18 protein-coding genes and 1 riboswitch are annotated in these 26,163 nt (G+C 72.0%); of the genes, 7 read left to right on the top strand and 11 right to left on the bottom strand.

All coding sequences use genetic code 11. From position 1 onward, the window contains the following. Nucleotides 1-184 precede the first annotated feature (184 nt). Nucleotides 185-997 (bottom strand): C40 family peptidase, encoded by an 813-nt coding sequence (locus BJ964_RS18215; RefSeq protein ID WP_229807053.1) that lies wholly within the window; start codon nt 995-997, stop codon nt 185-187. A 7-nt stretch (nt 998-1,004) separates the two neighbouring features. Further along, nucleotides 1,005-1,201, bottom strand: a riboswitch (cyclic di-AMP (ydaO/yuaA leader). A gap of 380 nt (nt 1,202-1,581) precedes the next feature. Here BJ964_RS18215 and BJ964_RS18210 point away from each other — a divergent pair. Genes BJ964_RS18210 through BJ964_RS18200 form a run of 3 tightly spaced genes read left to right on the top strand, consistent with a single transcriptional unit; the run spans nt 1,582 to nt 4,302 of the window. Next, on the top strand, nt 1,582-2,802 hold the full coding sequence (locus BJ964_RS18210; RefSeq protein WP_183218328.1) for a Mur ligase family protein: 1,221 nt from the start codon (nt 1,582-1,584) through the stop codon (nt 2,800-2,802). Further along, nucleotides 2,792-3,508 (top strand): type 1 glutamine amidotransferase, encoded by a 717-nt coding sequence (locus BJ964_RS18205; protein WP_188121776.1) that lies wholly within the window; start codon nt 2,792-2,794, stop codon nt 3,506-3,508. Before BJ964_RS18210 ends, BJ964_RS18205 begins: the two co-directional genes overlap by 11 nt. Nucleotides 3,509-3,558: 50 nt before the next feature. Next, entirely contained in the window at nt 3,559-4,302 is a 744-nt protein-coding gene (locus tag BJ964_RS18200) for a TVP38/TMEM64 family protein (protein WP_188121775.1), read from the top strand. A 443-nt stretch (nt 4,303-4,745) separates the two neighbouring features. On the opposite strand, the gene aroA is transcribed toward BJ964_RS18200, so the two are convergent. Together aroA and leuS are read right to left on the bottom strand one after the other, a co-directional pair. After that, a complete protein-coding gene (gene aroA, locus BJ964_RS18195; protein WP_188121774.1) occupies nt 4,746-6,002 on the bottom strand; it encodes a 3-phosphoshikimate 1-carboxyvinyltransferase in 1,257 nt (418 codons plus the stop codon). Nucleotides 6,003-6,067: 65 nt separating this feature from the next. After that, the gene (leuS, locus tag BJ964_RS18190; protein WP_407650810.1) at nt 6,068-8,869 is read right to left on the bottom strand and encodes a leucine--tRNA ligase; all 2,802 of its coding nucleotides are present in this window, start codon (nt 8,867-8,869) and stop codon (nt 6,068-6,070) included. A gap of 435 nt (nt 8,870-9,304) precedes the next feature. Between leuS and BJ964_RS18185 the strand changes: the two genes are divergently transcribed. The 4 genes from BJ964_RS18185 to BJ964_RS18170 all read left to right on the top strand — a co-directional run bounded on the left by BJ964_RS18185 (nt 9,305) and on the right by BJ964_RS18170 (nt 15,056). Further along, nucleotides 9,305-10,339 (top strand): AAA family ATPase, encoded by a 1,035-nt coding sequence (locus tag BJ964_RS18185; protein WP_188121772.1) that lies wholly within the window; start codon nt 9,305-9,307, stop codon nt 10,337-10,339. A gap of 2 nt (nt 10,340-10,341) precedes the next feature. Next, nucleotides 10,342-11,640 (top strand): DUF58 domain-containing protein, encoded by a 1,299-nt coding sequence (locus BJ964_RS18180; RefSeq protein ID WP_188121771.1) that lies wholly within the window; start codon nt 10,342-10,344, stop codon nt 11,638-11,640. After that, nucleotides 11,637-14,087 carry a transglutaminase TgpA family protein gene (locus BJ964_RS18175; protein WP_188121770.1) on the top strand — a complete coding sequence of 817 codons (2,451 nt, stop codon included), beginning with the start codon at nt 11,637-11,639 and terminating at the stop codon, nt 14,085-14,087. Before BJ964_RS18180 ends, BJ964_RS18175 begins: the two co-directional genes overlap by 4 nt. A 789-nt stretch (nt 14,088-14,876) precedes the next feature. Next, nucleotides 14,877-15,056, top strand: a complete 180-nt coding sequence (locus BJ964_RS18170; protein ID WP_188121769.1) for a hypothetical protein — start codon at nt 14,877-14,879, stop codon at nt 15,054-15,056. 695 nt (nt 15,057-15,751) lie between these two features. Here BJ964_RS18170 and BJ964_RS18165 read toward each other — a convergent pair. The 8 genes from BJ964_RS18165 to BJ964_RS18130 all read right to left on the bottom strand — a co-directional run bounded on the left by BJ964_RS18165 (nt 15,752) and on the right by BJ964_RS18130 (nt 25,777). Beyond that, entirely contained in the window at nt 15,752-16,141 is a 390-nt protein-coding gene (locus BJ964_RS18165) for a DUF3040 domain-containing protein (protein WP_188121768.1), read from the bottom strand. A gap of 328 nt (nt 16,142-16,469) precedes the next feature. Continuing rightward, nucleotides 16,470-17,690 carry an alkaline phosphatase family protein gene (locus tag BJ964_RS18160; protein WP_188121767.1) on the bottom strand — a complete coding sequence of 407 codons (1,221 nt, stop codon included), beginning with the start codon at nt 17,688-17,690 and terminating at the stop codon, nt 16,470-16,472. 29 nt (nt 17,691-17,719) lie between these two features. Next, on the bottom strand, nt 17,720-18,460 hold the full coding sequence (locus tag BJ964_RS18155; protein WP_188121766.1) for a methyltransferase domain-containing protein: 741 nt from the start codon (nt 18,458-18,460) through the stop codon (nt 17,720-17,722). 26 nt (nt 18,461-18,486) lie between these two features. Continuing rightward, nucleotides 18,487-18,861, bottom strand: coding sequence for an SSI family serine proteinase inhibitor (locus BJ964_RS18150; protein ID WP_229807326.1), 375 nt, complete (start codon nt 18,859-18,861; stop codon nt 18,487-18,489). A 64-nt stretch (nt 18,862-18,925) separates the two neighbouring features. Next, the gene (locus BJ964_RS18145; protein WP_188121764.1) at nt 18,926-22,222 is read right to left on the bottom strand and encodes an error-prone DNA polymerase; all 3,297 of its coding nucleotides are present in this window, start codon (nt 22,220-22,222) and stop codon (nt 18,926-18,928) included. After that, the gene (locus tag BJ964_RS18140; protein ID WP_188121763.1) at nt 22,215-23,990 is read right to left on the bottom strand and encodes a DNA polymerase Y family protein; all 1,776 of its coding nucleotides are present in this window, start codon (nt 23,988-23,990) and stop codon (nt 22,215-22,217) included. The genes BJ964_RS18145 and BJ964_RS18140 overlap by 8 nt, the downstream gene beginning before the upstream one ends. Then, the gene (locus BJ964_RS18135) at nt 23,990-24,811 is read right to left on the bottom strand and encodes a hypothetical protein (RefSeq protein WP_307838023.1); all 822 of its coding nucleotides are present in this window, start codon (nt 24,809-24,811) and stop codon (nt 23,990-23,992) included. Before BJ964_RS18135 ends, BJ964_RS18140 begins: the two co-directional genes overlap by 1 nt. A 468-nt stretch (nt 24,812-25,279) precedes the next feature. Further along, the gene (locus BJ964_RS18130; RefSeq protein ID WP_188121762.1) at nt 25,280-25,777 is read right to left on the bottom strand and encodes an SAV_6107 family HEPN domain-containing protein; all 498 of its coding nucleotides are present in this window, start codon (nt 25,775-25,777) and stop codon (nt 25,280-25,282) included. Nucleotides 25,778-26,163: the final 386 nt, after the last annotated feature.

The following is a 26,163-nucleotide window of genomic DNA, read 5'->3' as shown; positions in this document are numbered from 1 at the left end:
AGCGGAGTGGAGGGCCAAGCGCATGATCAACCCCGTCCGGTTTCCGACATCGGGCGCTCCGGGTACGAAAACACCCGCCCCGGAGGCCTCGGGGGCGGGTGCGTGGAGGAAAGTGGAGACGCCCGTGGGGTGTGACCCGGACCGGGTCACACCCCACAGCGCTGTTCCTTACTTACTACGGGTCCTACGCGACGAGGCGCCGCACCACATAGTTGTTGTTCCAGATCTTGTGCTTGCCGACCCGGGCCCCGCTGTGCGGCGAGTCGTAGACGTAGCCGTTCCCGGCGTAGATCCCGGCGTGGTAGCCGTACGACCCGTTGCGGAAGATGATCAGGTCGCCGACCTTCTTGTTGCTCCTGGAGACGGACTTGCCGTACTTCTGCTGCGAGTTCGCCTTGTGCGGCAGGCTCTTGCCGGCCGCCTTCTTGTAGACGTACTTCGTGAAGCCCGAGCAGTCGAAGCGCTTCGGGCCGGCCGCACCGAACAGGTACAGCGCGCCCTTGTGCTTCTTGGCCTCGGCCAGGACCTTGGCGCCACTGGCGCGGACCGTGACCTTCATCTTGTTGGTGGCCTGCTGGTTGTACCCGGTCCCGGTGAACAGGGTCCGGACCCACACCGTCTTCGTCGGCTTCGCGGTCAGCGTGACCGCGCCGCCCTTGACGGTGTCGGTGTCCCAGGTACGCCAGGCGCCGTTGCTCCAGCCCTGGAGACGGACCGTGCCCTTGGCGACCTGGCCGGTGGCCGGGTCGATCACCTTGGCGGTGACCTTGAGGGTGGAGCCCCACGCCAGGCTGCGGGTGCTGGCCTTCGTGGCGATCTGGGGCGTGATCTTCGCGGCTGCCGCACTCGCGGTGACCGGGGCGACGGTGGCGGTCACGGCCGCCGCCGGCGATGCGGCGACCAACTGGCCGGCGCAGAGGCAGAGCCCCAGGGACAGTGCGACGGTACCGGTGCCGACGGACGTGCGACGACGCCGGCGCGAACTGAGTTCGTGCACGGTAGAGAAATCCCTCCGGCACGCCTGCGAGGTTAGCTGTCGGGTTCGGGCGGGAAGGCATGCCCGGCCGCGGGTGGGTGCGGCTTCACCCCAAGGTCGCTCCCGGATGCGTCACCCGTGGAAGCCGGGCGTCGCGGGAGAGACCGGATATGGGTCCCCCGTCCCTGCCCCCGATTGCCTTGTTTTGGTCTGGCCAACTGCGGTGTCGCACCGTCCGGTCCGGGGCAGGGCTCGGCGTGAACCGGTCCGGTGCGGCCGGCGGGCGGTGTGCCGCCGGCGAGTCCTTGCTACCCGAATTCGGCCATGATCGTCAGCGGCGCATTGATCACTCTCCGTGTTTGGCACATTTGTCGCTGTCCAATTTGTTATCTCCGCGAGACAAATGCCGCCACACAGGGTGTTGGAACAGTGACGCTTGGTCGACGGTTACGGGTGAATCAGGACACAGAAAAAGTCCGTCACCCAGTTGGGAGCACGTCCGAATCGTCCGGACCTCGCAAAAGCCGAAGTGGTCGGTGATCTTGACCGTCTGGCAACTCGACGTAACCTTCGCGTCCGGTACCCTCGCTGGCGTGACGGACGGAATGCCTCTCATCGCCAAGGTCGCGACCTCCGTGTCGAAGACCGCGGCCGCGCTCTCCAGGGCCGCCGGTCGCGGCGACGGCTCGGTGATCGGTGGCTGGATCGGTCTGAAGATCGACCCCGATCTCCTCGCCCACCTCGCCTCGGGCCGCGCCGTCGCGCTGGTCTCCGGCACCAACGGCAAGACCACCACGACCCGGCTCACCGCGGCCGCCGTCGGTGTGCTCGGCCGGGTCGCCACCAACTCGTTCGGCGCCAACATGCCGACCGGCCACACCTCGGCGCTGGCGAAGGAGGGGCACACCCCGTTCGCCGTGCTGGAGGTGGACGAGCACTACCTGCCCCAGGTCATCGACCAGACCCGGCCCAAGGTGGTGGCCCTGCTCAACCTCTCCCGCGACCAGCTCGACCGGGCGAAGGAGGTGGCCATGATGGCGCAGCTGTGGAAGACCACGCTGGCCGGTCACCCCGACATCCGGGTGGTCGCCAACGCCGACGACCCGATGGTGGTGTGGGCGGCCAGCAGCAGCCCGCAGACCACCTGGTTCAGCGCCGGCCAGCGCTGGCACGACGACTCGTTCGTCTGCCCGGAGAGCGGCCACCCGATCGAGCGGTCCGGCGGCGACTGGTGGTGCACCGGCTGCCCGCTGCGCCGCCCGCGCCCGCAGTGGGTGGTCGAGGACGAGGGCGTGATCGACCCCCGCGGCGACTGGCATCTGGTGAAGCTCCAGCTGCCCGGCCGGGTGAACATCGGTAACGCCGCCACCGCGCTGGCCGTGGCCGGCGAGTTCGGGGTCCGCCCGATCGAGGCGCTCCCCCGGCTCTCCCGGGTGGCGTCGATCGCCGGGCGGTACGCCCAGGTCGACCGTGACGGTCGCAACATCCGCTTGTTGCTGGCGAAGAACCCGGCAAGCTGGTTGGAGGCCTTCGACATGGCCGACCAGGCGCCGACACTGCTCTCCATCAACGCCCGCGACCCCGACGGCCTGGACACGTCGTGGCTCTACGACGTCGACTTCTCGCCGCTGCGCGACCGGCCGGTGCTGATCACCGGTGACCGGGCGTTCGACCTGGCGGTCCGCCTCCAGGTGAACCACGTGCCCTTCCGGCACGTAAACAGTTTCGACGAGGCGCTGCGGTCCGTTCCGCCCGGCCGCCTCGAGGTGATCGCCAACTACACGGCGTTCCAGGACATCCGAGCGGAGTTGGACCGTGTCAACTGAGTCCCTGCGGATCGTGTGGATCTACCCGGATCTGCTGTCGACGTACGGCGACCGGGGCAACCTGCTCATCCTGGCCCGCCGGGCCGCCGACCGTGGCATCCCGGTGGAGACCTACGAGGTCCGGTCCGACCAGCGGGTGCCGAACAGCGCCGACATCTACCTGATCGGCGGCGGCGAGGACGGCCCCCAGGCCCTGGCGGCTCAGCACCTGCTCGCCGACGGAGGCCTGCACCAGGCGGTCAACCAGGGCGCCGCGATCCTCTCCATCTGCGCGGGTTACCAGCTCCTCGGTCACTCGTTCTATGCCAAGGGGGCCAAGTGCGCCGGGCTGGGACTGCTCGACATCACCTCCGACCGGGGCGAGACCCGGGCGGTCGGCGAGTTGCGCGGTGACATCGACCCGCGGCTCGGCCTGCCTCCACTGACCGGATTCGAGAACCACGGCGGGCGTACCCATCTGGGCGCGCACGCCGCACCACTCGCCCGGGTGACCGGCGGCATCGGCAACGACGGCCAGACCGAGGGCGCCTGGGCGGGCAAGATCCTGGGGACGTATTCGCACGGCCCGGCGCTGGCCCGCAACCCGGCGATAGCCGATCTGCTCCTTCGCTGGTCCACCGGCGCGGATAGGCTCACCCCCCTCGACGACACCTGGAGCGAGCGCCTCCGGAACGAACGGCTCGCCGCGGCGAGCCCGGCGGTATAGACCGGCACCACCGAGTCCTGAAACGACGACAGTTGGGGCGGTAGGCCTGCATGACCGACAACCTGATCGACCCGCGAGGAACCGAAATCCCCGCGGACCCTCAGGCCATTGACCACGCTGCCGCCCCCACCGCTTCCGCTCCGCTGGGGTGGAAGCGCCGTCTGATCCGGTTCTCCCTGCTCGGCGCCGGGATCGGCGCTCTCGCCGGCCTCGCCGCCGTGCTGCCGCTGCGGGACATCGCCGACACCCTGTCCGCCATGGGCCCGAGCGCCGTGTTCGCGGTGGCGTTCCTCGGCGGCATGCTGCTGTCGGTTCTCGTCCCGCGGACCCTCATCACGATGACCTGCGGCGCCCTGCTCGGTGCCGTCACCGGCTCCGCGGCCGCCCTGGCCGCCGCGGTGATCGCCGCGGTCGCCACCTACTACGCGGGCCGCTGGGCCGGCCGCGGCGCCCTCCAGGCCCGCGCCGGGAGCCGTCTGGCCCGCCTCGACGGCTGGCTGAACCGTCGCGGCCTCGCCGCGGTCCTGCTGGTCCGCTTCCTGCCGCTGGCCCCGTTCGGCCTGGTCGGCTACGCCTACGGCACCACCAGCGTGTGCCGCAAGCGCTACCTGCTCGGCACCACCATCGCCGCCATCCCGTCCACGGTCACCTACGCCGTGATCGGCGCCGCGGTCGTCGCCCCCGGCGAGATGAACTTCCTCACCCTGGCCCCGGCCGTGTTCAGCTTCGTCCTCTCCACGGCGATCATCCTGCGCTGGCGCCACACCGCCCGCCGCACCGCCGCCCCCGCCTGACGGCGCCCGCCACAGCGAACACCCGGGTCTGGCTGGTGCCCCCGCGCCGGCCGGGCCCGAACCATTTCCACGGCCTGATCGCTTCGCCGCCGGCTTTCCTACTTTTCTCGTACGGGCTACGAGCACCCGACCGCAACCCTGGCCGCCGTCCTGGCGCACGGATCAGCCGGTCGCAACGCAAGCCCTCACCCCGCCGCCGGGCTGTGCTGCCGGGCCACCCGACGGCCCTCCGGGCCACCCGAACCCGGCTGGCTGCCGCGCCCCCGCAACATCACCCGAACCCGGCCGGCTGCCGCGCCCACCCGCCTCACGGAACCGCGGGCGAGCTCCCGCTGTGCGTGGCGCAACGGCCGTGAGCGGGCAATCCGGGCACCCGGCGGGTAGGTCGCGATCGGCGTGGGCCGGGGCGGCCTCCGCGAGCTCCGCCCCCGGTCACGGCGGGTTCACGCCAGGGTGGCGAGGTCGGTGAAGTAGCCGGGGTAGGTCTTGGCGACGCAGCCCGGGTCGGCGATCTCGATGCCGGGGGCACGCAGGCCGATCAGCGAGAGGCTCATCGCCATCCGGTGGTCGTCGTAGGTGGCGAACCGGGTCGGCCGCGGCGCTCCCGGGTGAATGGTGAAGCCGTCGGGGTCCTCGACCGCGTCGATCCCGGCCCGGCGCAGCTCGGTGACGACGGCGCCGACCCGGTCGGTCTCCTTGCCGCGGATGAAGCCGATCCCCCGGACCCGGGTCGGCCCGTCGGCGAAGACGGCGACCGCGGCCAGGGTCTGCGCGGTGTCCGAGATGTCGGCCATGTCGACGTCGATGCCGCGGAGACGGTCCCCACCGCGGACGGTCACCGCGTCGGCGGTACGGGTCACCGAGGCGCCCATCCGCTCCAGGACGTCGGCGAACCGTACGTCTCCCTGGAGGCTCCCGGCGCCCAGTCCGGAGACGGTGACCCGCCCACCGGTGATCGCCGCCGCCCCCAGGAAGTAGGAGGCCGCGCTGGCATCGGGTTCGATCGCGTAGTCGGCCGGCCGGTAGGCGCCCGCCGGAACGGTGAGCCCGGTGACGGTCACTCCGAAGGCCGCCATCACCGCCTTGGTCATCTCCACGTAGGGCACCGAGACCAGCGGTGAGGTGAGGGTGACGTCGATCCCGCGGTCCATCAACGGCCCGGCCATCAGCAGGCCGGACAGGAACTGGCTGGAGATGTGGCCGCTGACCTCGACCGGCCCGCCGTGTGCGGGTCCGGTGACGGCGGCCGGGAGGAAGCCGGGCCGGTCCAGCTCGTCGACGTGCGCGCCGATCTGCCGGAGCGCGCCGAGGACCGGGCCGAACGGGCGGGCCCGCAGCTGCTCGCTCCCGTCGACGACGGTACGGCCGCCGAGGAGGGCCGCCGCCGGGAGGAGGAACCGTGAGGTGGTGCCGGACTGGCGGGCGTCGATCGTTCCGGCGCCGCCGGCGGTACCGGGGTCGATGCCGCGCACGACGACCGTACGATCGCTCTCGGAAAGGGTGACCGTCGCGCCGAGCGCGCCCACCGCGCCCAGCATGGCCCGGGTGTCGTCGGCGAAGAGCACCCCGGAGAGGGTGGACGTGCCGTCGGCGAGCGCCGCGCAGAGCAGCGCCCGGTTGGTGATGCTCTTGGAGCCGGGCGGCCGGACGGTCGCGTCGACGGGCCTGGTGAGCGGGGCGACGGCGAGAACGTCAGACATACCGCCCATCCAAACAGGCGACGGCCCGCCGCGGCGTACCGCGACGGGCCGTGTCCACCCAGTGGTCAGACGACGACGCTGACCAGGCGTCCCTTGACCACGATGACCTTCTTCGGCTCCTTGCCGCCCAGCGCCTCGGCGACCGCGGCCAGCGCGGCGGCGCGGACCTCGTCCTCGCCGGTCTCCGGGGAGACCTCGACGCGGCCGCGGACCTTGCCGTTGACCTGCACCGGGTAGGTGATCGCGTCGGCGACCAGCTGGGCCGGGTCGGCGACCGGGAAGTCGGCGTACGCCAGCGAGCCGTCGTGGCCCAGCTTGCTCCACAGCTCCTCGGCCATGTGCGGGGCGAACGGGGACAGCATCAGCACCAGCGGCTCGACCGCCTCGCGGGAGGCGACCGGCAGCGGGGTCAGCGCGTTCGTCAGCTCGATCAGCTTGGCGATCGCGGTGTTGAACCGCAGCTCCTCCATGTCCTCGCGGACGCCGGCGATGACCTTGTGCAGGACCTTGCGGGTCTTCGGGTCCAGCGGCTCGCCGGTCACCCGGACGGCGCCGGTCTCCTCGTCGACCACCAGACGCCAGGCACGCTGCAGGAAGCGCTGCGAGCCGACGACGGCGCGGGTCTCCCACGGGCGGGACACGTCCAGCGGGCCCATCGCCATCTCGTACACCCGGAACGTGTCGGCGCCGTACTGCTCGCACATGTCGTCGGGGGTGACGACGTTCTTCAGGCCCTTGCCCATCTTTCCGTACTCGCGGTACACCTCCTGCTCGCCCAGGTACCACTTGCCGTCGCGCTCGACCACGTCGTCGGCCGGCACGATCATCCCGCGGGCGTCCCGGAACGCGTACGCCTGGATGTAGCCCTGGTTGAACAGCTTCTTGAACGGCTCGAACGACGAGACGTGACCCAGGTCGAACAGCACCTTGTGCCAGAAGCGCGCGTACAGCAGGTGCAGAACCGCATGTTCGACACCGCCGACGTACAGGTCGACACCGCCCGCGTCGCCTTCCGAGCGCGGGCCCATCCAGTAGGCCTCGTTCTCCGGGTCGACCAGCACTTTGTCGTTGTGCGGGTCCAGGTATCGCAGCTCGTACCAGCAGGAACCGGCCCACTGCGGCATCGTGTTGGTCTCGCGGGTGTAGGTCTTCGGGCCGTCACCCAGGTCCAGCTCGACCTGCACCCACTCCTTGATCCGGGACAGCGGCGTCTCCGGCTCGGTGTCCGCGTCGTCCGCGTCGAAGGTCCGCGGCGAGAAGTCGTCGGTGTCCGGCAGGATTACCGGCAGCATCGACTCGGGCAGCGCGATCGGCAGGCCGGTCTCGTCGTAGACGATCGGGAACGGCTCGCCCCAGTAGCGCTGCCGGCTGAACAGCCAGTCCCGCAGCCGGTAGGTGGTGGCGCCACGGCCCTTGCCGTTCGCCTCCAGCCACTCGATCATGGCGGCCTTGGCCTCGGCGACCTCCTTGCCGTCCAGCCAGTCGCTGTTGATCGCCGGTCCGTCGCCGGTGAAAGCCCCTTCAAAACCTTCAGGAGCCTTCACCGTACGGATGATGGGCAGTTCGAAGACCTCGGCGAAGGCCCAGTCCCGCTCGTCCTGGCCGGGCACCGCCATGATCGCGCCGGTGCCGTAACCGGCCAGCACGTAGTCGGCGATGAAGACCGGGACCTGGGCGCCGTTGACCGGGTTGGTCGCGTAGGCGCCGGTGAAGACGCCGGTCTTGACCTTGCCGTCGGCGGTCCGCTCCTCGTCGGTCTTCGCGGCCGCGGTTCTCTGATAGGCGGCGATCGCTTTCGCGGGGCTCTCGTGACCGCCCGTCCAGACCGCGTGCGTCCCGTCCGGCCAGGCCGCGGGCGTGATCTTCTCGACCAGCTCGTGCTCCGGGGCCAGCACCATGTAGGTGGCGCCGAACAGGGTGTCCGGGCGGGTCGTGAAGACCTTGATGACGCCGCCCTCGACCGGGAAGTCGACGTGGGCGCCACGCGACCGGCCGATCCAGTTGCGCTGCATCAGCTTGACCGGCTCCGGCCAGTCCAGCGTGTCCAGGTCCTCGACCAGGCGGTCACCGTAGGCGGTGATCCGCATCATCCACTGCTTCAGGCTGCGCTGGAACACCGGGAAGTTGCCGCGCTCGGAGCGGCCCTCCGGGGTGACCTCCTCGTTGGCCAGCACGGTGCCCAGGCCCGGGCACCAGTTGACCGGGGCCTCGGAGACGTACGCCAGGCGGTGGCCGTCGATGACCTTGCGCTTCTCGGCCGCGGACAGGCCGGCCCACTCCGGGCCGCGCTCGCCGGCCTCGTACGCGGCGATCAGCTCGCTGATCGGGCGGGCCTTCTGCACCGACGGGTCGAACCAGGAGTTGAAGACCTGCAGGAAGATCCACTGGGTCCAGCGGTAGTACTCCGGGTCGGTGGTCGAGAAGGAGCGGCGGTCGTCGTACGCCAGACCCAGCCGGCGCAGCTGCTGCCGGTACCGCTCGACGTTCGCCGCCGTGGTGACCGCCGGGTGGGTGCCGGTCTGCACCGCGTACTGCTCGGCGGGCAGGCCGAACGCGTCGAAGCCCATCGGGTGCAGCACGTTGAAGCCGGCCATCCGCTGGTAGCGGGTGTAGCAGTCGGTGCCGATGTAGCCCAGCGGGTGGCCGACGTGCAGGCCGGCGCCGGACGGGTACGGGAACATGTCCTGGACGTGCAGCTTGGGCGCACCCGCTCGGGGGTGCGTGGGATCAGCCAGCTCACCGGCCGGGTTGGGCGCGTGGAACGTACCCTTCTCGGCCCAGTGGTCCTGCCAGCGCAGCTCGATCTCGCCGGCCATCGCGGCGGTATAGCGGAACGGTGGGGTCTCGGTCTCGCTCATCTTCACCATCTCGTCTACGTCTCGTCTTTTTTCGGAAAGAGGGCATAAAAAAGCCCCTCGCACAGGAGGGGTAGCCGTGCCTGGTCCGACTAACGGATCAGCACGGCCGGCTAAGGAGCAGGAAAGACCGAGCCATGCGTGCATGATACCCCTCCCCCGTCACGGACGGCGACCGGTATGGCGGGCGCGTGAAATACTCCCGGCTGTCCACAGGCGACCGGCCTGGGACGGCGGATGACACGCGTTCGTCCGGTATCCCCCGAAAACCGATATCAACAGGGTCACGATCAGGCCTTTCGGCGATGCGGTTGTACGGGGATAACCTGTGGGGACGGGTGGCGAGCGCCGGGGCCCACGGCCGCTGGGCGCCCGCGACCTTACGGTGCCCCTTGACGGTGGGTGATCTCCGCCTAACGGGGGTAGACACGTATTTGGAGGAGGCCCGTGACAACGCCGACCTGGGGTGAGCCGTCAGGCCCGCTGACGAGCGCCGAGTTCCGCGTCGCGACGCAAGCCATCATGGCCAACATCGAACAGGTCATCGAGGGCAAGAGCGCGACGGTCCGACTGGCACTCGCGGTCCTGATCGCCGAGGGCCACCTGCTGATCGAGGACGTGCCGGGCGTCGGCAAGACCAAGCTCGCCAAGGCCCTGGCCCGCTCGATCGACTGTTCGGTGCGGCGCATCCAGTTCACGCCCGACCTGCTGCCCAGCGACGTGACCGGGGTCAGCGTCTACAACCAGGAGACGCGGGACTTCGAGTTCAAGCCGGGCGCGGTCTTCGCCAACCTGGTGGTCGGCGACGAGATCAACCGGGCCTCGCCGAAGACCCAGTCCGCCCTCCTGGAGTGCATGGAGGAGCGGCAGGTCACCGTCGACGGCACCACCTACGAGCTCCAGGCGCCGTTCATGGTGGTCGCGACGCAGAACCCGATCGAGATGGAGGGCACCTACCCCCTCCCCGAGGCGCAGCGCGACCGGTTCACCGCCCGGATCGCGATGGGCTACCCCGACCCGCGGGCCGAGCTGGCGATGCTCAGCGCCCACGGCGACCACGACCCGCTCAACGACCTGCGGGCCGTGGCGGACGCCGCAATGGTCCGCCGGCTGATCGAGACGGCCCGCGCGGTGCACGCCGCCGACGCCGTCCAGCAGTACGCGATCGCCCTGGTCACCGCCACCCGGGAGGCTCCGGAGATCCGGCTCGGCGCGTCGCCCCGGTCCACGCTCCAGCTGCTGCGCACCGCCAAGGCGGTGGCCGCGCTGGAGGGCCGTGACTACGTGCTCCCCGACGATCTCCAGGCGCTGGCCGTGCCGGTCCTCGCGCACCGCATCATCCCGACCGCGGACGCCCAGCTCAACCGGCGGACCACCGACGCCATCGTCTCCGAGATCGTGCACCGGCTGCCGCTGCCGCACGCCCGCAATCCCTACGACACCCGTGACGGGCGCGCGTCGTACGAGTCACGGGGGCGTTGAGGATGCGGGAGGCGCTGCGGGGGCTCACCACGCGCGGCCGCTCGTTCCTGGCCGCGGCGATCGCCGCCGCGGTCTCGGCGCTCATCCTCGGCGAGCGTGACCTGCTACGGGTGGCGGTGCTGCTGGCCGCCCTCCCGCTGCTCGCCGCGTGGTACGTCGGCCGCAGCCGCTACAAGCTGGCCTGCACCCGGTCGCTGGAGCCGGGGCGGGCCCCGGTCGGGTCGAGCGCGCGGGTCGTCCTGCGCCTGCAGAACCTGTCCCGCCTGCCCACCGGCACCATGCTCCTGGAGGACCGCCTGCCGTACGCGCTGGGCAGCCGCCCCCGCGTCGTGCTGGAGAAGCTCGGGGCACACCAGGCCAGCTCGGTGGCGTACACGGTGCGCGCCGACATCCGCGGCCGCTACCCGATCGGCCCGCTGATCGTCCGGCTCACCGACCCGTTCGGGCTGTGCGAGCTGACCCGGTCCTTCCCCAGCGTGGACCGGCTCACCGTGATCCCGCAGGTGGTGGCGCTGCCCCGGGTCCGCCTGGCCGGGGAGTACGCGGGCACCGGCGACAGCCGTGCCCGTTCGGTGGCGGTGCACGGCGAGGACGACGCGGCCACCCGTGAGTACAGGCGCGGCGACGACCTGCGCCGGGTGCACTGGCGGTCCACCGCCCGCACCGGTGAGCTGATGGTCCGCCGCGAGGAGCAGCCCTGGGAGAGCCGGGCCACGATCGTGCTGGACACCCGGGTCTACGCGCACCGCGGCGAGGGGCCGACGGCCAGCTTCGAGTGGGCGGTGTCGGCGGTCGCCAGCATCGCGGTGCACCTGCGCGAGGCCGGCTACAAACTGCGCCTGGTCACCGGCACCGGCACCGACATCGACGCCTCCGAGGCCGGCGGCGAGAGCCTGATCCTGGACACCCTGGCCGACGTGAAGGCGGAACAGAACGGCGACATCTCGATCCTGGTCGAGCACGTCCGGCGGCGCAACGACGGCGGCCTGGTGATCGGCCTGTTCGGCGCGCTCACCACCGCCGAGGCGGGCCTGCTCGGCCAGCTCCGCGGCAACGGCGCCACCTGCATCGGGTTCGCGCTGGACAGCTCCACCTGGGTGCCGCTGGCCGACGGGGAACGGCAGGAGGCCGACCGGGAGCACGCGGCCGCGTCGCTCGCCCTGGTCCGCGGCGGCTGGCGGTCGGTCCCGGTGACGCACGGCGACACCCTGGCGGCGCTCTGGCCGACGGTGGCGCGGGGCTCGCAGGGCTTCGCGTACCGCGCGGCGATGGCCGAGACGGTCAGCGGGGTGATCCGATGACCGGCCGGCGTCGCCTAGGACTCGTCGCGGCCGCGGCCACGCTGCTCGCCGCGGCGCCGCTGTCGTCGATCTTCAAGGACTGGACCTGGTTGATGCAGTGCCTGCTCACGGTGCTGCTGATCCAGGGTGCCGCGGTGGCCACCCGGACCTTCCGGTTCCCCACCTGGGCGCAGACCGCGAGCATGGTGGCCGCCTTCGTGCTGTCGCTGACCTGGCTCTTCCCCAGCGGCGGGGAGTTCTTCATCCCGCAGCCGGACACCTTCGGCCACTGGATGGATCTGATCCACCAGGCCGGCGAGGACACCCGGTCGTACGGCGTGCCCGTCCCCGACCGGGACGGCCTGCTGTTCGTCACGGTGCTCGGCGTCGGCGTCGTGGCCATCGCGGTCGACCTGCTGACCGCGGTGTTCCGCCGGCCCGCCCTGGCCGGCCTGCCGATGCTGGCCATCTACTCCATCCCGGTCGCGATCTACCTGGACAGTGTGCCCGCGGTGCCGTTCATGATCGGCGCCATCGGGTACATGTGGCTGCTGGTCGCCGACAACGTGGACCGGGTGCGCCGCTTCGGCCGCCGGTTCACCGGCGACGGACGGGACGTGGACGTCTGGGAGCCGTCCCCGCTGGCCGCCGCCGGGCGCCGGATCGGCGTGGTCGGCGTACTCGCGGCCGTCGTGCTGCCCCTGGCCGTGCCCACCGTGAGCGGCGGCCTGCTCTCCCAGATCACACAGAGCGGCCCGGGCATCGGTACCGGCCCGGGTAACGGCAACGGCGGCCGGATCAACCTGTTCGCGTCGCTGAGCGGGCAGCTCAACCACTCCGAGACGGTCAAGCTGCTCCAGGTGAGAACCGACGAGCCGGAGCCGTTCTACCTGCGGTTCGGCGTCGCCGAGGTGCTGACGGAGAACGGTTTCGCCCACGACACCCCGAAGGGCGACTCGCTGAGCAAGGGCCTGCCCGATCCGCGGCAGGTGGCGGCCACCAGCGCGGCGCGGTACACGCAGTACCAAGCCCAGGTGCAGGTCACCGACCGGCTCCAGCAGAACATGGCGCCCCTCTACAGCTACGCGTTGCAGGTGGGCGACCTCAAAGGCAACTGGGCGTACGACCCGAGTCAGCAGGTGCTGTTCTCCGGGCGGGCCACCACCAAGGAGCAGCAGTACGACATCACGTACCTGCGGCCCACGTTCAACGCCGCCGCGCTGCGCCAGTCGGACTCGCTCGATCCCGGTGACCCGCTGATGGCGTTCACCGCCCGGCCACCGGACGCGACGGTCGAGGACAAGGTGGCGGCGCTGATCGCCGGCAAGGACAACGACTACGACAAGGTCCGGGCGATCTACGACTCCTTCTCCCAGGAGAAGGGTTTCAAGTACAGCCTGTCCGTGCCGTCGACCGGGAAGGCCTCGGAGGTCGCCGAGTTCCTGAACAACAAGGCCGGCTACTGCCAGCAGTACGCGGCCGCGATGGCGTGGATGGTCCGCGCCGCCGACATCCCGGCCCGGGTGGCGTTCGGTTTCACCCGCGGCAAGGCGATCGGCAACAACACCTACGAGATCACCAACCGGAACGCGCACGCCTGGACCGAGGTCTACTTCCAGGGCTTCGGCTGGGTGCCGTTCGACGCCACACCGTCCGCCTCGGTCACCGGATCGGCCCGCTCGGCGTGGGCGCCCGACGTGGACCGGCCCGCCCCGGCGGCCTCCACCTCGACCGGCCCCGGCGCGACCGGCACGAACTCGTCGGCGGGCCCCGGTGCGGCCGAACGCCTCAACCGGGCGGAGAACGAGGGCAACCAGACCGGCGCGGCCGGCCCGATCGCCGACGAAACCTCCTGGACCGGCCTGTTGATCGCCGGTGGCATCGCACTGATCATCGCGTTGCTGCTGCTCCCGGCTCTGCGCCGGATCCTGGTCCGCCGCCGGCGGCACGCCGCCACGGTGCCGTCACCGGCACCCGCGGTCCTGTCCGCCGAGGGCGGTGAAGGGATCACCGACATCACGGTGACCAGCGAAACCGGCCGGGCCCGCGAGGACGCCCACGCCGCCTGGGACGAACTCATCGACTCGATGATCGACTACCAGGTGCCGGTGGACCCGACCGAGACGCCCCGGATCACCGCCCAGCGGCTGATCCGCGAGTCGTCCCTCACCGGCGACCCGGCCGAGGCGGCGACCCTGCTGGGCACCGCCGAGGAACGCGCCCGCTACGCCCGGCTCCCCCTCCAGGGCGCCGAACTCGCGGTCGCCCTCACCCGGGTCCGCTCCGGCATGGCCGAGGGCGCCCCCACCGGGACCCGCGTGCGCGCCCTCCTCCTGCCCCCGTCGGTGCTGCTCAGCTGGCGTCTGGGCATGGCGGAGTGGTCCACCCGGGCGGCCGAACGGATGACCAGCCTCGGCGAGACCCTGTCCCGCTTCAACCCACGCCGCCTGCTGAACCGGGCACGCTGAGATCCACTACAGCCGCGAGGCGCCACTCACTCCGAGTGGCGCCTCTGGAGATCTTTCGTGGTCAAGGCCCACGTCCTTCTCCTTGGGCGTTTGCGGTTCGACGTCAAGCGCCTGGTCGGGCGAATCGGCGAAGGTGCCGCCATCCGCCGCGCTAGGTGGAAATGGGGCTTTCGCGGGGAACAGATGCCCGTTTCGCCCGCTTTACATGCCGACGCTCTGCGATCTTGAACGATTGGTCACCCGAGACGGTGATAAATCGACCAAGATCGCTCAGGGTGACGCGTCCGCTGGACGAGGGATTGCGGATTCGGCCGTAGGCAGCCAAGAAGAAGACTCCCGGATGTATCCGATAACCCAATGTCTTCCAGCGGAAATAGATCATGGGCGATGGTTGACCGCCGGACAGCGACCAGGAATCAAGATCGGCCCGACAGTCATCATCGCCCAAGATCGCCGGTGACTCGGGGTGACGCCGCAGCCCTCCGAATGCGCGACTCGACATCGCGGCCACCCACAACCGAGAAACAGGCTCCAGAACAGCACGGATGTACCACGCACCCGCACATACCCAAGATCACGGCTACGGTGAGCGCCTTCCGGCGGGCCCTACCTGGCGCAACCGGCGCAACGGCCTAAAGCACCACCCCGGGTGCATGGCAAGCACCACCGCAACCACCCGCCCGGCGCGACCGGCGTGACGGCCGGGAGCAACGCCCCGGATGCCTGGCGACCACCACCGCAACCACCCGCCCGGCGCGACCGGCGTGACGGCCGGGAGCAACGCCCCGGATGCCTGGCGACCACCACCGCAACCACCCACCCGGCGCGACCGGCGTGACGGCCGGGAGCAACGCCCCGGATGCCTGGCGACCACCACCGCAACCACCCACCCGGCGCGACCGGCGTGACGGCCGGGAGCAACGCCCCGGATGCCTGGCGACCACCACCGCAACCACCCGCCTGGCGTGACCGGTTGCCGAGGGCGGCGAGCCGGTCGCCTGGCCGTGACCGGCGGCAGACGGGGGTGGCGGCGGCTGGCCGGGCCCGCCCGGCCAGCGATCTGCGCCCGGCGGGCGCGGCACGGGCCCGAGCGGGTAAAGGGAGCGCGCCGACTGGACGGGACGGCCCTGATACGGCGGGACAAAGTAATGCGTACCGGAAAAGGAGGCGGAAGCTAACGCTGGGTCCTTGAAGGCGAAAGCTCTAATCCGGCACGGGCGACGCCCGCCCTGCGGCATCAACGGCCCGCCGCTTCCGCGAGCGGTGCGCGGCCCGGATGAGCGCGGGCGCGGATGAGCGCGGGCCCGGATGAGCGCGGGCGCGGATGAGCGCAGGCCCGGATGAGCGCAGGCCCGGATGAGCGCAGGCCCGGATGAGCGCAGGCCCGGATGAGCGCAGGCCCGGATGAGCGCAGGCCCGGATGAGCGCAGGCCCGGATGAGCACGGACCCGGATGAGCACGGACCCGGATGAGCACGGACCCGGATGAGCACGGACCCGGATGAGCACGGACCCGGATGAGCACGGACCCGGATGAGCACGGACCCGGATGAGCACGGACCCGGATGAGCACGGACCCGGATGAGCACGGACGCGGGTATGACGACGGCGGCCGGATGTCCGGCCGCCGGTCATCGGAGCCGGCTTGCCAGCCGGCTCGGTGGGTCAGCGATGCCCCTCCGGGCGTTGGCGCCACCGGTCCTCGAGCCGCTCCAGGAAGCCGCCGCTCTTGCGGCTCGAGCGGGTGCGGCGGGTCGCCGTGCCCCCGACCGATTTCAGGTCGGGTGCCTGGCTGCGGCGCCTCGACTGCATCGCGAAGGCAGCGGCACCGAGCATGACGACGAAACCTGCCACGCCGAGCGGCGTGTTCTGGTCGACCGTCCCGTAGACGACCAGAGCCAAACCAAGGACGATCACGAACGCGGCGATGAGGAGCCGGCGCCGTGCGTGGAAACGCGGGTCGCTGGCCCGCACAGCCGAGGCGAACTTGGGGTCCTCGGCAAGCGACCGCTCGATCTGATCGAACAGCCGCTGCTCGTGCTCCGAGAGCGGCACGGCATTCCTCCCCGGGCGCATGTCCGGCCCCGCGGCGGGGTCGGGGTGGTGCAGATGTGATGATGCGGGACAGCCGTCGGCTGCCTTATCACGCAAGTCTACGAGCGGGTCGGCGGGTCGGAAAGCGGGACGACGACCGAGTGCGGGTGATTTTCGGGGTACCGAAGATCGGTTCGTCCCAAAAGACCGATCATCGCGCCGCACAACCCGTCCGTCACGGCAGCGTGTGTCCCTGATCACCGGCCGTGAGCTGCCTGGACACATGATCCCATGAAGACCCCGGCGAACACTCTCAAAATCCAGACAAATCGATTGAAGCAAATAGATCTTATCGGACGATCAGGAATGGAATGGTCATCTCGGCCGCGGTGCCGGAGCCGTGGTAGGCGATCAACTCGCCCACTCTGGCCGGTTCCCAGCCGGAGGCGAGCACGACGGCCCGGCGCCGGCACATCACCACCACGTCCCCGAGCCGGTCGGCGTGCCGGGGTGGGACCGGGCCGTACCAGCCCTCGGCGATCGCCTCGTCCCGGGACAGCACCCGGGCGTCGTCACCCAGGACCGCCCGCCAGTTCGCCATGACATCGTCCCGGGCACCGTCCGCGACGTACAGGTAGCGAACCCGGGGCTCGCCGGTCACGCCGATCACCCCGGCCCCCAGGACCGGATCGGCGCCGAGGTCGTACCGGGCGGCGTCGGGCACGTTGAGCTGGCCGTGGTCGGCGATCACCAGGAGCGCGGCGCCGGCCGGGAGCCCGTGCACCAGCCGGTCCAGCATCCGGTCGACCCCGCGGACCGTCGCACGCCAACTGTCCGAACAGACCCCGTCCTGGTGTCCGGCCCGGTCCAGATCCGCGTGGTAGCCGTAGACCAGGCCGGGACCGGACCGCAGCGCCGCCAGCATCCCGTCGGTCACCGCGGCGCCGTCGCCCGCGCCCAGGTAGCGGCCGCCCCGGTTGGCGGCCAGGCTGAGCCCGGTCCCCTCGTACTCGGGCGCGCTCACCACCGTGACCGGCACCCCGGCACCCACGGCGGTCTCCATCTGGGTCGGCACCGGCTGCCAGTCCCGCGGATCCGGGTCGTCGGCCCATTGGATGTGGTTGAGCACCCGCCCGTCCGGACGGCGCAGGGTGAACCCGAGCACGCCGTGGGCGCCCGGCGTCACCCCGGTGCCGAGTGTCACCAGGCTGACCGGCGTGGTCGACGGAAAACCGGCGGTCAGCGCCCCGGGAACGCGCGGGCCGCTCCGGACCAGGTCCGCGAGGACCGGGGCGAACGGGACGGCTCGGGGCAACTGGTACGTCCCCAGCCCGTCCACGAGCAGCACCCCGACCCGGTCCACCCCGTCGAGCCGTTCCCCGAGGCCGAGGACGTCGACCGCACCCGGCACCCCGAGCACCGCGCAGACGCTGGGCAGCAGGTCGGCGAGACTGCCCGCCCCGTAGGCGGGCGCCACGGTCCGGAACGCCTCCTCCGGCAGCCCGTCCTCGGGCACCGCCCCGACCGGCCGCGGCCGCTCCGCGAACAGTTCACTCCCGGAAACCGTCATCGCCGCCCCTCACCCCACGAGGATCCGGGTCATGGCCGGCGGGCGAAGAGGTGCAGCTGGGAGGCGACGTCGCGGAACGGGGGCCGGTCGCTCAGTTCCAGTTCGAGTTCCAGTACGGCCTGCGGGTCCTCCTCGAGGACGGCCGCGGGCAGAAGGTCGGCGATCACGCGTACCCCATGGGTCTCCTCGACCTGGAGCCCCGCGGCGGTGAGCAGATCGCCCGCGCCCGCCGCGTCGTAGCGGCGCAGCAGCGTGTCGCGCGGCCCGGCCCGGCCCGCCGGGTCGGTGACCAGCGCGGCCGCCGCCTTCAGATGGCCGTTGACGGCGCGGCCGAGGATCGCCGCGGCCCGGCTCGCCACCAGCACGCTGGCCGCGCCGCCGGGGCGCAGCGCGGCGGCGATGGCGGCGACCACCCCGGCCGGTTCGTCGACCACTTCGAGGACGGAGTGGCAGAGGACCAGGTCGGCGCTGCCCGGCGCGACGAGGGAGGCGAGCGCGTCGCCGTCGCCCTGCACGGCACGGACCCGGCCGGCGACGCCGGCTTCGGCGGCCCGGCGGGTGAGGGAGGCGAGCGCGTCGGGGCTGGAATCGATGACGGTGACGGTGTGGCCGGCCTCGGCGAGCGGAACGGCGAACCCGCCGGTGCCCCCGCCGACGTCGAGGACGGTCAGCTCGCGACCCTGCCGCTCCAGCTCCCGGCGGAGCACCGCCCAGACCGCGGCGGTGCGAGCCGTGACGTGCGGACGACCGGTACGCGTAGAAGTTTCCACGAGGGCAGCCTAACCGCGACGTCCATTCAGAATTGGAACAGCACGCCTGTGGCGCGGGCCATCTCGCAAGTGTTGCCGTAGGTCTGCTGCCACCGGACGCTGCGGCCCTCCCAGGTGCCCTGCACCCGGGCGGTGACCGGCGCGTAGAGCAGCATGCAGAACGCGTCGCCCGACTTGAGCCGGGCCGGGTTCCCGTCGATGTCACGCAGCGTGGCACAGGCCTGAACGGGCCGGGGATGGTCGCCGCCGGCCGGGCCGCAGGTGAGATGGACGACTTTGGCCTGATAGGTGAGGGTGAGCTTGGAGTCGGCGGCCCCTCGCGGGCCGGAGCCTCCGGTGACGGCCGCGGCCGGGCCGGCGGCACCCGCCACGGCGGCGAGCGCCGCGGCAAGACCGATCATCGTACGGATCATGAGGCACCCCCGAATGTTTTCCCGAAGCACCATATACCGCAAAAGGCGCGAATCATCGGAAATCGCGGGACGCCGGTGTCACCGGTGGGCTGATCGCGTCGAGCCGGTCCGCCACCAGGTTGAGCACCCCCTCCGCCTTCTCCAGCCGGCCGCGCACCAACAGCGCCGAGCTCATCCGGGCCACCTTCCGGTAGCGCTGCCACAGACCCGGTGAGCAGGTCACGTTCAGCATCCCGGTCTCGTCCTCCAGGTTCACGAAGGTCACCCCGCCCGCGGTGGCCGGCCGCTGCCGGTGGGTGACGATCCCGCCGACCCGGATCCGGGTGCCCGCCTCCACCGCAGCGAGCCGTTCGATCGGCAGCGCTCCGGCCCGGTCCAGCTCCTCGCGCAGGAAACGGGCCGGATGCGTCTCCGGTGACAGGCCGGTCGCCCACACGTCCGCGACCAGGATGTCCACGTCGCTCATGCCGGGCAGCACGGGCGCCTCGGTGCCGGTCACCGTGCCCGGAAGACGGTCCGGCTTGTCCTGCGAGGCCGCGCCCGCGGCCCACAGCGCCTCACGGCGCGAAAGCCCGAAACCCGCGAACGCGTCGGCGGTGGCGAGCGCCTCCAGGTGTGCGGTGGAGCATCCGGTACGCCGGGCGAGATCCGTCATTGACCGATAAGGACCATGGGTACGGCGTTCCTGCTCAATCCGCTCGGCGAGGTCGGCACCGATCGTACGAATGCTGGAAAGGCCCTGACGGACGGCCGGGCCGCCGATCCCCCAGGCGTGCGGTGGCTCCCCGGCCGCGGATCTCCACCGGCTCTCCGGCGTGGTCTCCAGCGTCGCCGCGGCATCGCTGCGGTTGATGTCCGGCCGGCGCACCTCGACCCCGTGCCGGCGTGCGTCGTCGACCAGCGTCTGTGGCGAGTAGAAGCCCATCGGCTGCGCGTTGAGCAGGGCCGCGCAGAACGCCGCCGGGTGGTACCGCTTCAGCCAGGCGCTCGCGTAGACCAGGTAGGCGAAGCTCATGGCATGGCTCTCCGGGAAGCCGTAACTGGCGAACGCGGAGAGCTTCACGAACAGGTCGTCGGCCAGCTGTCCGGTGATCTCGTTGGCGGCCATCCCGTCGTACAGTCGCTTTTTGATCCTCTCCATCTTCTCCACCGACCGTTTCGAGCCCATCGCCCGCCGCAGCTGATCGGCCTCCGACGGGTCGAAGCCGGCGACGTCGATCGCCAACTGCATCAACTGCTCCTGGAAGAGCGGCACGCCGAGGGTCTTGGCCAGCGCGTTCTCCATCAGGTGGTGCGGCACGCGGGGCGCCTCCAGGCCGTTCTTCCGGCGGATGTACGGGTGGACGGAACCACCCTGGATGGGCCCGGGGCGGATCAGCGCCACCTCGATGACCAGGTCGTAGAACTCCCGTGGCTTGAGGCGGGGCAGCGTGGCCATCTGGGCGCGGCTCTCCACCTGGAACACCCCGACCGAGTCGGCCCGGCAGAGCATCTCGTAGACCTCGGGGTCGTCCAGCGGCATCGTCCCGATGTCCAGCTCGTCGGAGATCATGTCGTACGCGTAGTGCAGCGCCGACAGCATCCCGAGCCCGAGCAGGTCGAACTTGACCAGATCGACGGCGGCGCAGTCGTCCTTGTCCCACTGCAGGACGGTGCGGCCCGGCATACGGCCCCACTCGACCGGGCAGACCTCGATGATCGGCCGGTCGCAGATCACCATGCCGCCCGAATGGATGCCCAGGTGGCGGGGGAACGTCTGCACCTCGTTGGCGAAGTCGCGCACCGCCTCCGGCATGTCGGTGCCGGTGGCGGCCACGTCGCCCCAACGGTCGATCTGCTTGCTCCAGGCGTCCTGCTGGCCCGGGGAGAAGCCGAACGCACGGGCCATGTCCCGGACCGCCGACCGGGGCCGGTAGGAGATCACGTTCGCCACCTGGGCGGTGTGCTCCCGGCCGTACTTCCCGTAGACGTGCTGGATCACCTCCTCCCGCCGGTCCGACTCGATGTCGACGTCGATGTCCGGTGGGCCGTCCCGCTCCGGGGCGAGGAACCGTTCGAAGAGCAGGTTGTACTTCACCGCGTCGACATTCGTGATCCAGAGCGCGTAGCAGACCGCCGAGTTGGCCGCCGAACCCCGGCCCTGGCAGTAGATCCGGTTCTCCCGGCAGAACCGGACGATGTCGTAGACGACCAGGAAGTAGCCGGGGAAGCCGAGTTCCTCGATCATGCGGAGCTCGTACTCGATCTGCTGATGGGCCTTCTCGTCGTCCCCGTACCGTTGCCGGGCGCCGTCCATCGCCAGTTTCCGCAGCCAGCTCATCTCGGTGTGACCGGGCGGCACCGGGTGGTCCGGCAGCCGGGGAGCCACCAGGTCCAGGTCGAACGCCAGGTCACCGCCGTAGACCGCGGCGTTCTCCACCGCGCCCGGATAGCCGGCGAACCGGCGGGCCATCTCGGCGCCGCTGCGCAGGTGGGCGGTGCCGGCCGCGGGCAGCCAGCCGTCCATCTCGTCCATGCTGCGCCGGGCCCGGACCGCGGCCAGGGCGGTCGCCAGCCGGCGGCGGGACGGGGTCGCGTAGTGCACGTTGTTCGTCGCCACCACCTCCAGGCGACGACTGCGGGCCAGCTCGAACAGGGCGTCGTTGCGGTCGCCGTCGATCGGGTCGCCGTGGTCGGTCAGCTCCACGGCCACATTCGGCGCGCCGAACAGGGCCACCAGACGGTCCAGCTCGTACGCCGCCCGCTCCATCCCCCCGGTGGCCAGCGCCAGCGGCACCGCCCCCTTCCGGCAGCCGGTCAGCACCAGCACGTGATCCCGCAGGGTCTCGGCGACCCGCTCCAGGTCGCCGTAGTCGGGGCGGCCCTTCTCCCCGCCGCGCAGCTGCGCCTCGGAGATCACCCGGGCCAGCCGGGCATACCCCTCGTGGCCGTGCGCGAGAGCCGGCAGGTGCGTGCCCTCCGGGTCCGCCTCGCCGTTCTGCGGCCTGGTCAGGCCCAGCGACAACTCGGCTCCGAAGATCGTGGGCAGGTGCAGTTCGCGGGCCGCCTGCGAGAAGCGGACCACACCGTAGAAGCCGTCGTGATCGGTGACCGCCAGCCCGGTCAGCCCGAGCCGCGCCGCCTCCTCGGCCAGTTCCTCCGGGTGACTGGCGCCGTCCAGGAAGCTGAAGTTGGTGTGACAGTGCAGTTCCGCGTACGGAGTCGTGCTCTCGGCGCGGACCAGACCCGGCGTGGGCCGGTACGGTTCCCGCTTCCGGCTCCAGGCCGGCGAGTCACCACCGTCCCCGTCCACGATCAGCGGATCCACCACCCGCTGCGAGGGAATCGCCCACAGCTCCCGCTCAGTCATAGACGGCCTCGACCATCCAGTGGCCGCCCGCGAGAGTCAGCAGCAGCGCGCGCCCGTCCGCGAGCGCCATCTGGAACCGGGCCCGCCGCCGCGACTCCCCCGCCGCCCACCAGCGCTCGTCCACCGGCCACGGCCCGGCCCAGCCGGTGATCGCCACCGGCTCCCGCCGGCCCACCGTCAACGTCGCGGGAGCCCCGGTCAGCTCGAGCCGTGCGCTGACCCCGACCGCCCGGCCCTCCGCGTCGGCGACCACGGCCGGCAGCGGATGCTCCAGCACCACGGCCGGCGAAGGCTGCGGCAGCCGCCCGGGCCACGGCGGCAGGGCGGCCGGTTTCCGCCCGGCGCGCCGGGGCCGCCCGGCCCTCACCTCGACCATGGCGAACCCGTCCGCGCCGGAGGTCTCGACCCCGTTGGCAGGCTCCGTCCGGAGCCCGCCCACCAATCTCAGATGGGAGGCCCGCGGGGCGGCCAGCCGCAACGGCGGAGCCACCGCCCTCTCCAGAACCGGGACCGTCTCGATGCCGGGGATCGGCTCGGCCTGGACGGCGACCGGCCGTTCCGGTTCCCGTTCGTCGCCCCAGGGCACCAGCCGCACCCGGTCGTCCGCCGACCGGCCGCCGCTCAGCACCGGCGTGACCACCGCTTCCGGGCCGAGCAGACCCTGGACCCGGCTGAACGCCCGGTGCGCACGGTCCCGTTCCGCTCCGGTCTCACCCCAGAGCCCCGGTTGCAGGCCGACGTGAGCCAGCACCCCGTCGGGCACCAGCCGCAACCGCACCAGTCCCGCGGTGGGCTGTGCCGTCCTTCCCCGCCGGGCGCCGGTGAGCCAGCCGTCCAACTGCCATCGCACCCGCTCGGCGATGGCGGCGGCACCGAGCAGACCGTCGTGCCGCCACACCCGGAACAGCTCCTGGCCGTCCGCGGTGACCGCCTCCACACCGAGCCGGGTGCACGCCAGCCCGTGCGCGGCCAGCCTGTCGTGCAGGCGTTCGGCCAGCACCCGCCCCGCGAAGGCCGCCACGTCCACCCGGGCGAGCGGCTCGTCGTAGGTCTCCTCCACGGTCAGATCGGCCGGTGGCCGCCGCACCGCGAGCGGCCGATGATCGCCCCCGGAGGCGAGCCGGTGCGCCAGTGCCCCGGAGAATCCGAACCGGGTCAGCACATCCCCCGCCGGCAGCGCCGCGAAATCACCGAGCGTCTTGACCCCGAGCCGCTTCAGCAGGTCGGTCAGCTCCGGCTCCTCAAGAGCCTCGACCGGTACGCCGGACAGAAACTCCCGGCTGCCTCCCGCCTCGACGATCCGTCCCGTCCGTGCCGCGATCCCGGCCGCGAACACCCCGTCGGCGAGCCCGATCTGGGACTCCACCGCGCACTCCAGGGCGACCTGCTCGACGATCCGCTCAGCGGCCGCCTCCTCCCCGCCGAAGTAGCGGGCCGGCCCTCGGGCGGCGACCGCACAGGCCCCCGGCCGGATCACCTCGACCCCGGCCACCACACCTTCGATCGCGACCACCACCGGCTCGAACGCCCGCGCGTCCCGCCCCGGATCGTGCTCCACGACCACCAGTTGCGGGCAGCGTCCCTGCGCCTCCCGCCGCCGGAGCCCTCGCCGCACACCTTCCCGCCGGGCCGCCTCGGAACAGGCCAGCACCCGGTTCCCGGACATCACCGCGACCGGCTCGGCCACCGGCGCCCCCGCCACGATCTCCGCGGCCACCACCGGCCAGTCCGGACACCAGACCAGCAGGGTACGAACAGCCGCCTCCATCAGCTCCTCACCTGCGCACACGTCAGGTCCGGCCGGGCTGCCCCCGCCGGGGATCCGGAACGGCGCAGCAGACGCGGCGCGGCCGCCTCCGGCGGTGCGGCCCGCTCGGGCGGAGGGCCCGGGGGCCGTTCGGGAAGCGTGGACGGCGGGGGCGGCGGGATGCTGTCCCGGACCGTGACACCCGGCATCCACATGGTGATCTCCCGGGGCCGGGTGGCCGCACCCCGCCCGCGGGACACGACGGTGACCTCCCGGCGGCGCAGCCGGCCCCGGCCGGATCCGAGACCCTCCCACCGGCCCGTGCCGACTTCGAGGGTCACGTCGGCGCCGGACCAGTCACCGAACGGCACCAGCACGCTTCCCCGCTGCCGGGCCCGCGCGGCCAGCCGGCTGGTGACGGACGCCGGCACCGGCCCGGGAACCGCCGCGACCACCACGTCCACGCCGTCGATCAGCGCGGCCACCACGGTGGGCCAGTCCGGCCCCGGGTCGGGCACCAGTGCGAGCCGCTCCAGCACGATGCCGCTCTCCGCGGCGGCGAGCGCACCCAGCGCGGGCACTCCGACCACCGCGCACCAGGAGCCGTTCCGCGAGGCGGCCGCGAGCAACGCCAGCATCAGCGAGGTCCGGCCACCGGCCGACACGCTCTGCCCGGCGGCGACGGCCACCGTGCTGCCCCGCCGTAGCCCACGCCCCGGCAACAGCCCGCTCAGCTCGGGCGCCACCGGCAGCAGCCGGTGCACCCCCGGTTCGCCGGTCCCGGTCGCCGTCCGGACCAGCCCCGCGAGGGCGGCCGCACCATTGATCATGCGCCCTGCCACGTCATGCCCCGCTCTGTCGCACATCCCCGTCACATCACTGCCCACCCGGCCACCGCCGGCGCTCAACCGCCCGCCGAGCCCCGCCCACCGAGATCGCGCCGGCCGAAGCCCGTGCCGCCGAAGCCCGTGCCGCGGAGAACCGGGCCGCCCAAGCCCGAGGCCGCGGGGAGCCAGGCCGCCGAAGCCCAGAGCGCCCGGTAGGCGGGACCCGATCTACCGGGGCCTGTGCCGGTGCGAAACAACCGTTGACGCCCCTCGCGGAACGCGCCCGGCGCGGCTGAGCCGCACTGGCCGGGACTGCCGCTGAGCCGGGCTACCCGGGTCGGGCGGCCGGCGCGCGGCCGAGAGAACGGCCGGTCCGCAACGGCGAGCCGACGGTCACGCGGCCGAAGGGACGGCCGGTCCGCAACGGCGAGCCGACGATCACGCGGCCCGGCGGACCGCCGGCCCACGACGGCGAGCGGGCGGTCACGCGGCCAAGGGTGGCTGGTATGTCAACCCGAGCGCGGACTCCGCCACGGTGACGAACTGCTCGGCGGCGCGCAGCAGGTCGTCGGCTTCGCGGGCGCTCACGACATGGGGGATGCCGGCCTCGGCCGCCGCGCGCTTGCCGGCGCCGAGCGCGAAATAGCCGGCCCAGTCGCTGAACTCGGGCGCCACCAGCACCAGCAGGGACCAGACGCTGGTCGCCCGGCTGCGGCGGCCGGGCGCGGCCGGCCGGGCCCGGGCAGCGAGCAGGGCGGCGGCCGCGCGCAGGGCGGCCAGATGCGCCGCCGCGTAGCGCAGCCCGTCAGGGGTGGTGTGCGCTGCCTCGATCAAGCCCGTCCGGGCGAGCGCCAGCAGCTGGGACGGTGTGCGGTGCGGCAGCATGTGAGCCGGGACCGTGGGCGAATCCGCCCGGGGGGCCGCGCCGGCGCTCGCCGGACCGGGAGCCGCCGTGAGGCCGGGGGCCGTGGTGCTCGCCATCGTCGTATCTCCTCGCCTGTTCCGCATCCGACGTGTGGGTCGAACCGATCGCTGCGGAGGAAGACGCAGCATGCCGTGCCGGGAACCGGGGCTCCGAAATGGGCAGCCGGAGCCCCGGCGGGCGGCCCGTCCGGGCCGCCCGGCGGCAAGCCGGCCGGGTGTGAAGCTTCCCCACACCACACCCGGCCGGCACCGCCGGCGGGTCCGTCGCCCACCACCGGGGGTCGGGGGTGGCGAGCGACGGCCTGCCTTGAGGCCCGGACCCGCGAATGCCCGGACCAGGGTGTGCGGCGCTTCGCGGGCCACCGCACCCGGGACACGTGCCGCGAAACACGATCCCGGAGCAGAACGAACACCCTTTCGAACATCCGTTCTAACTACCGCAG

Source organism: Actinoplanes lobatus, assembly GCF_014205215.1.
Taxonomy (GTDB): Bacteria; Actinomycetota; Actinomycetes; order Mycobacteriales; family Micromonosporaceae; genus Actinoplanes; species Actinoplanes lobatus.
This window is presented reverse-complemented; position numbering and strand designations above follow the sequence as displayed.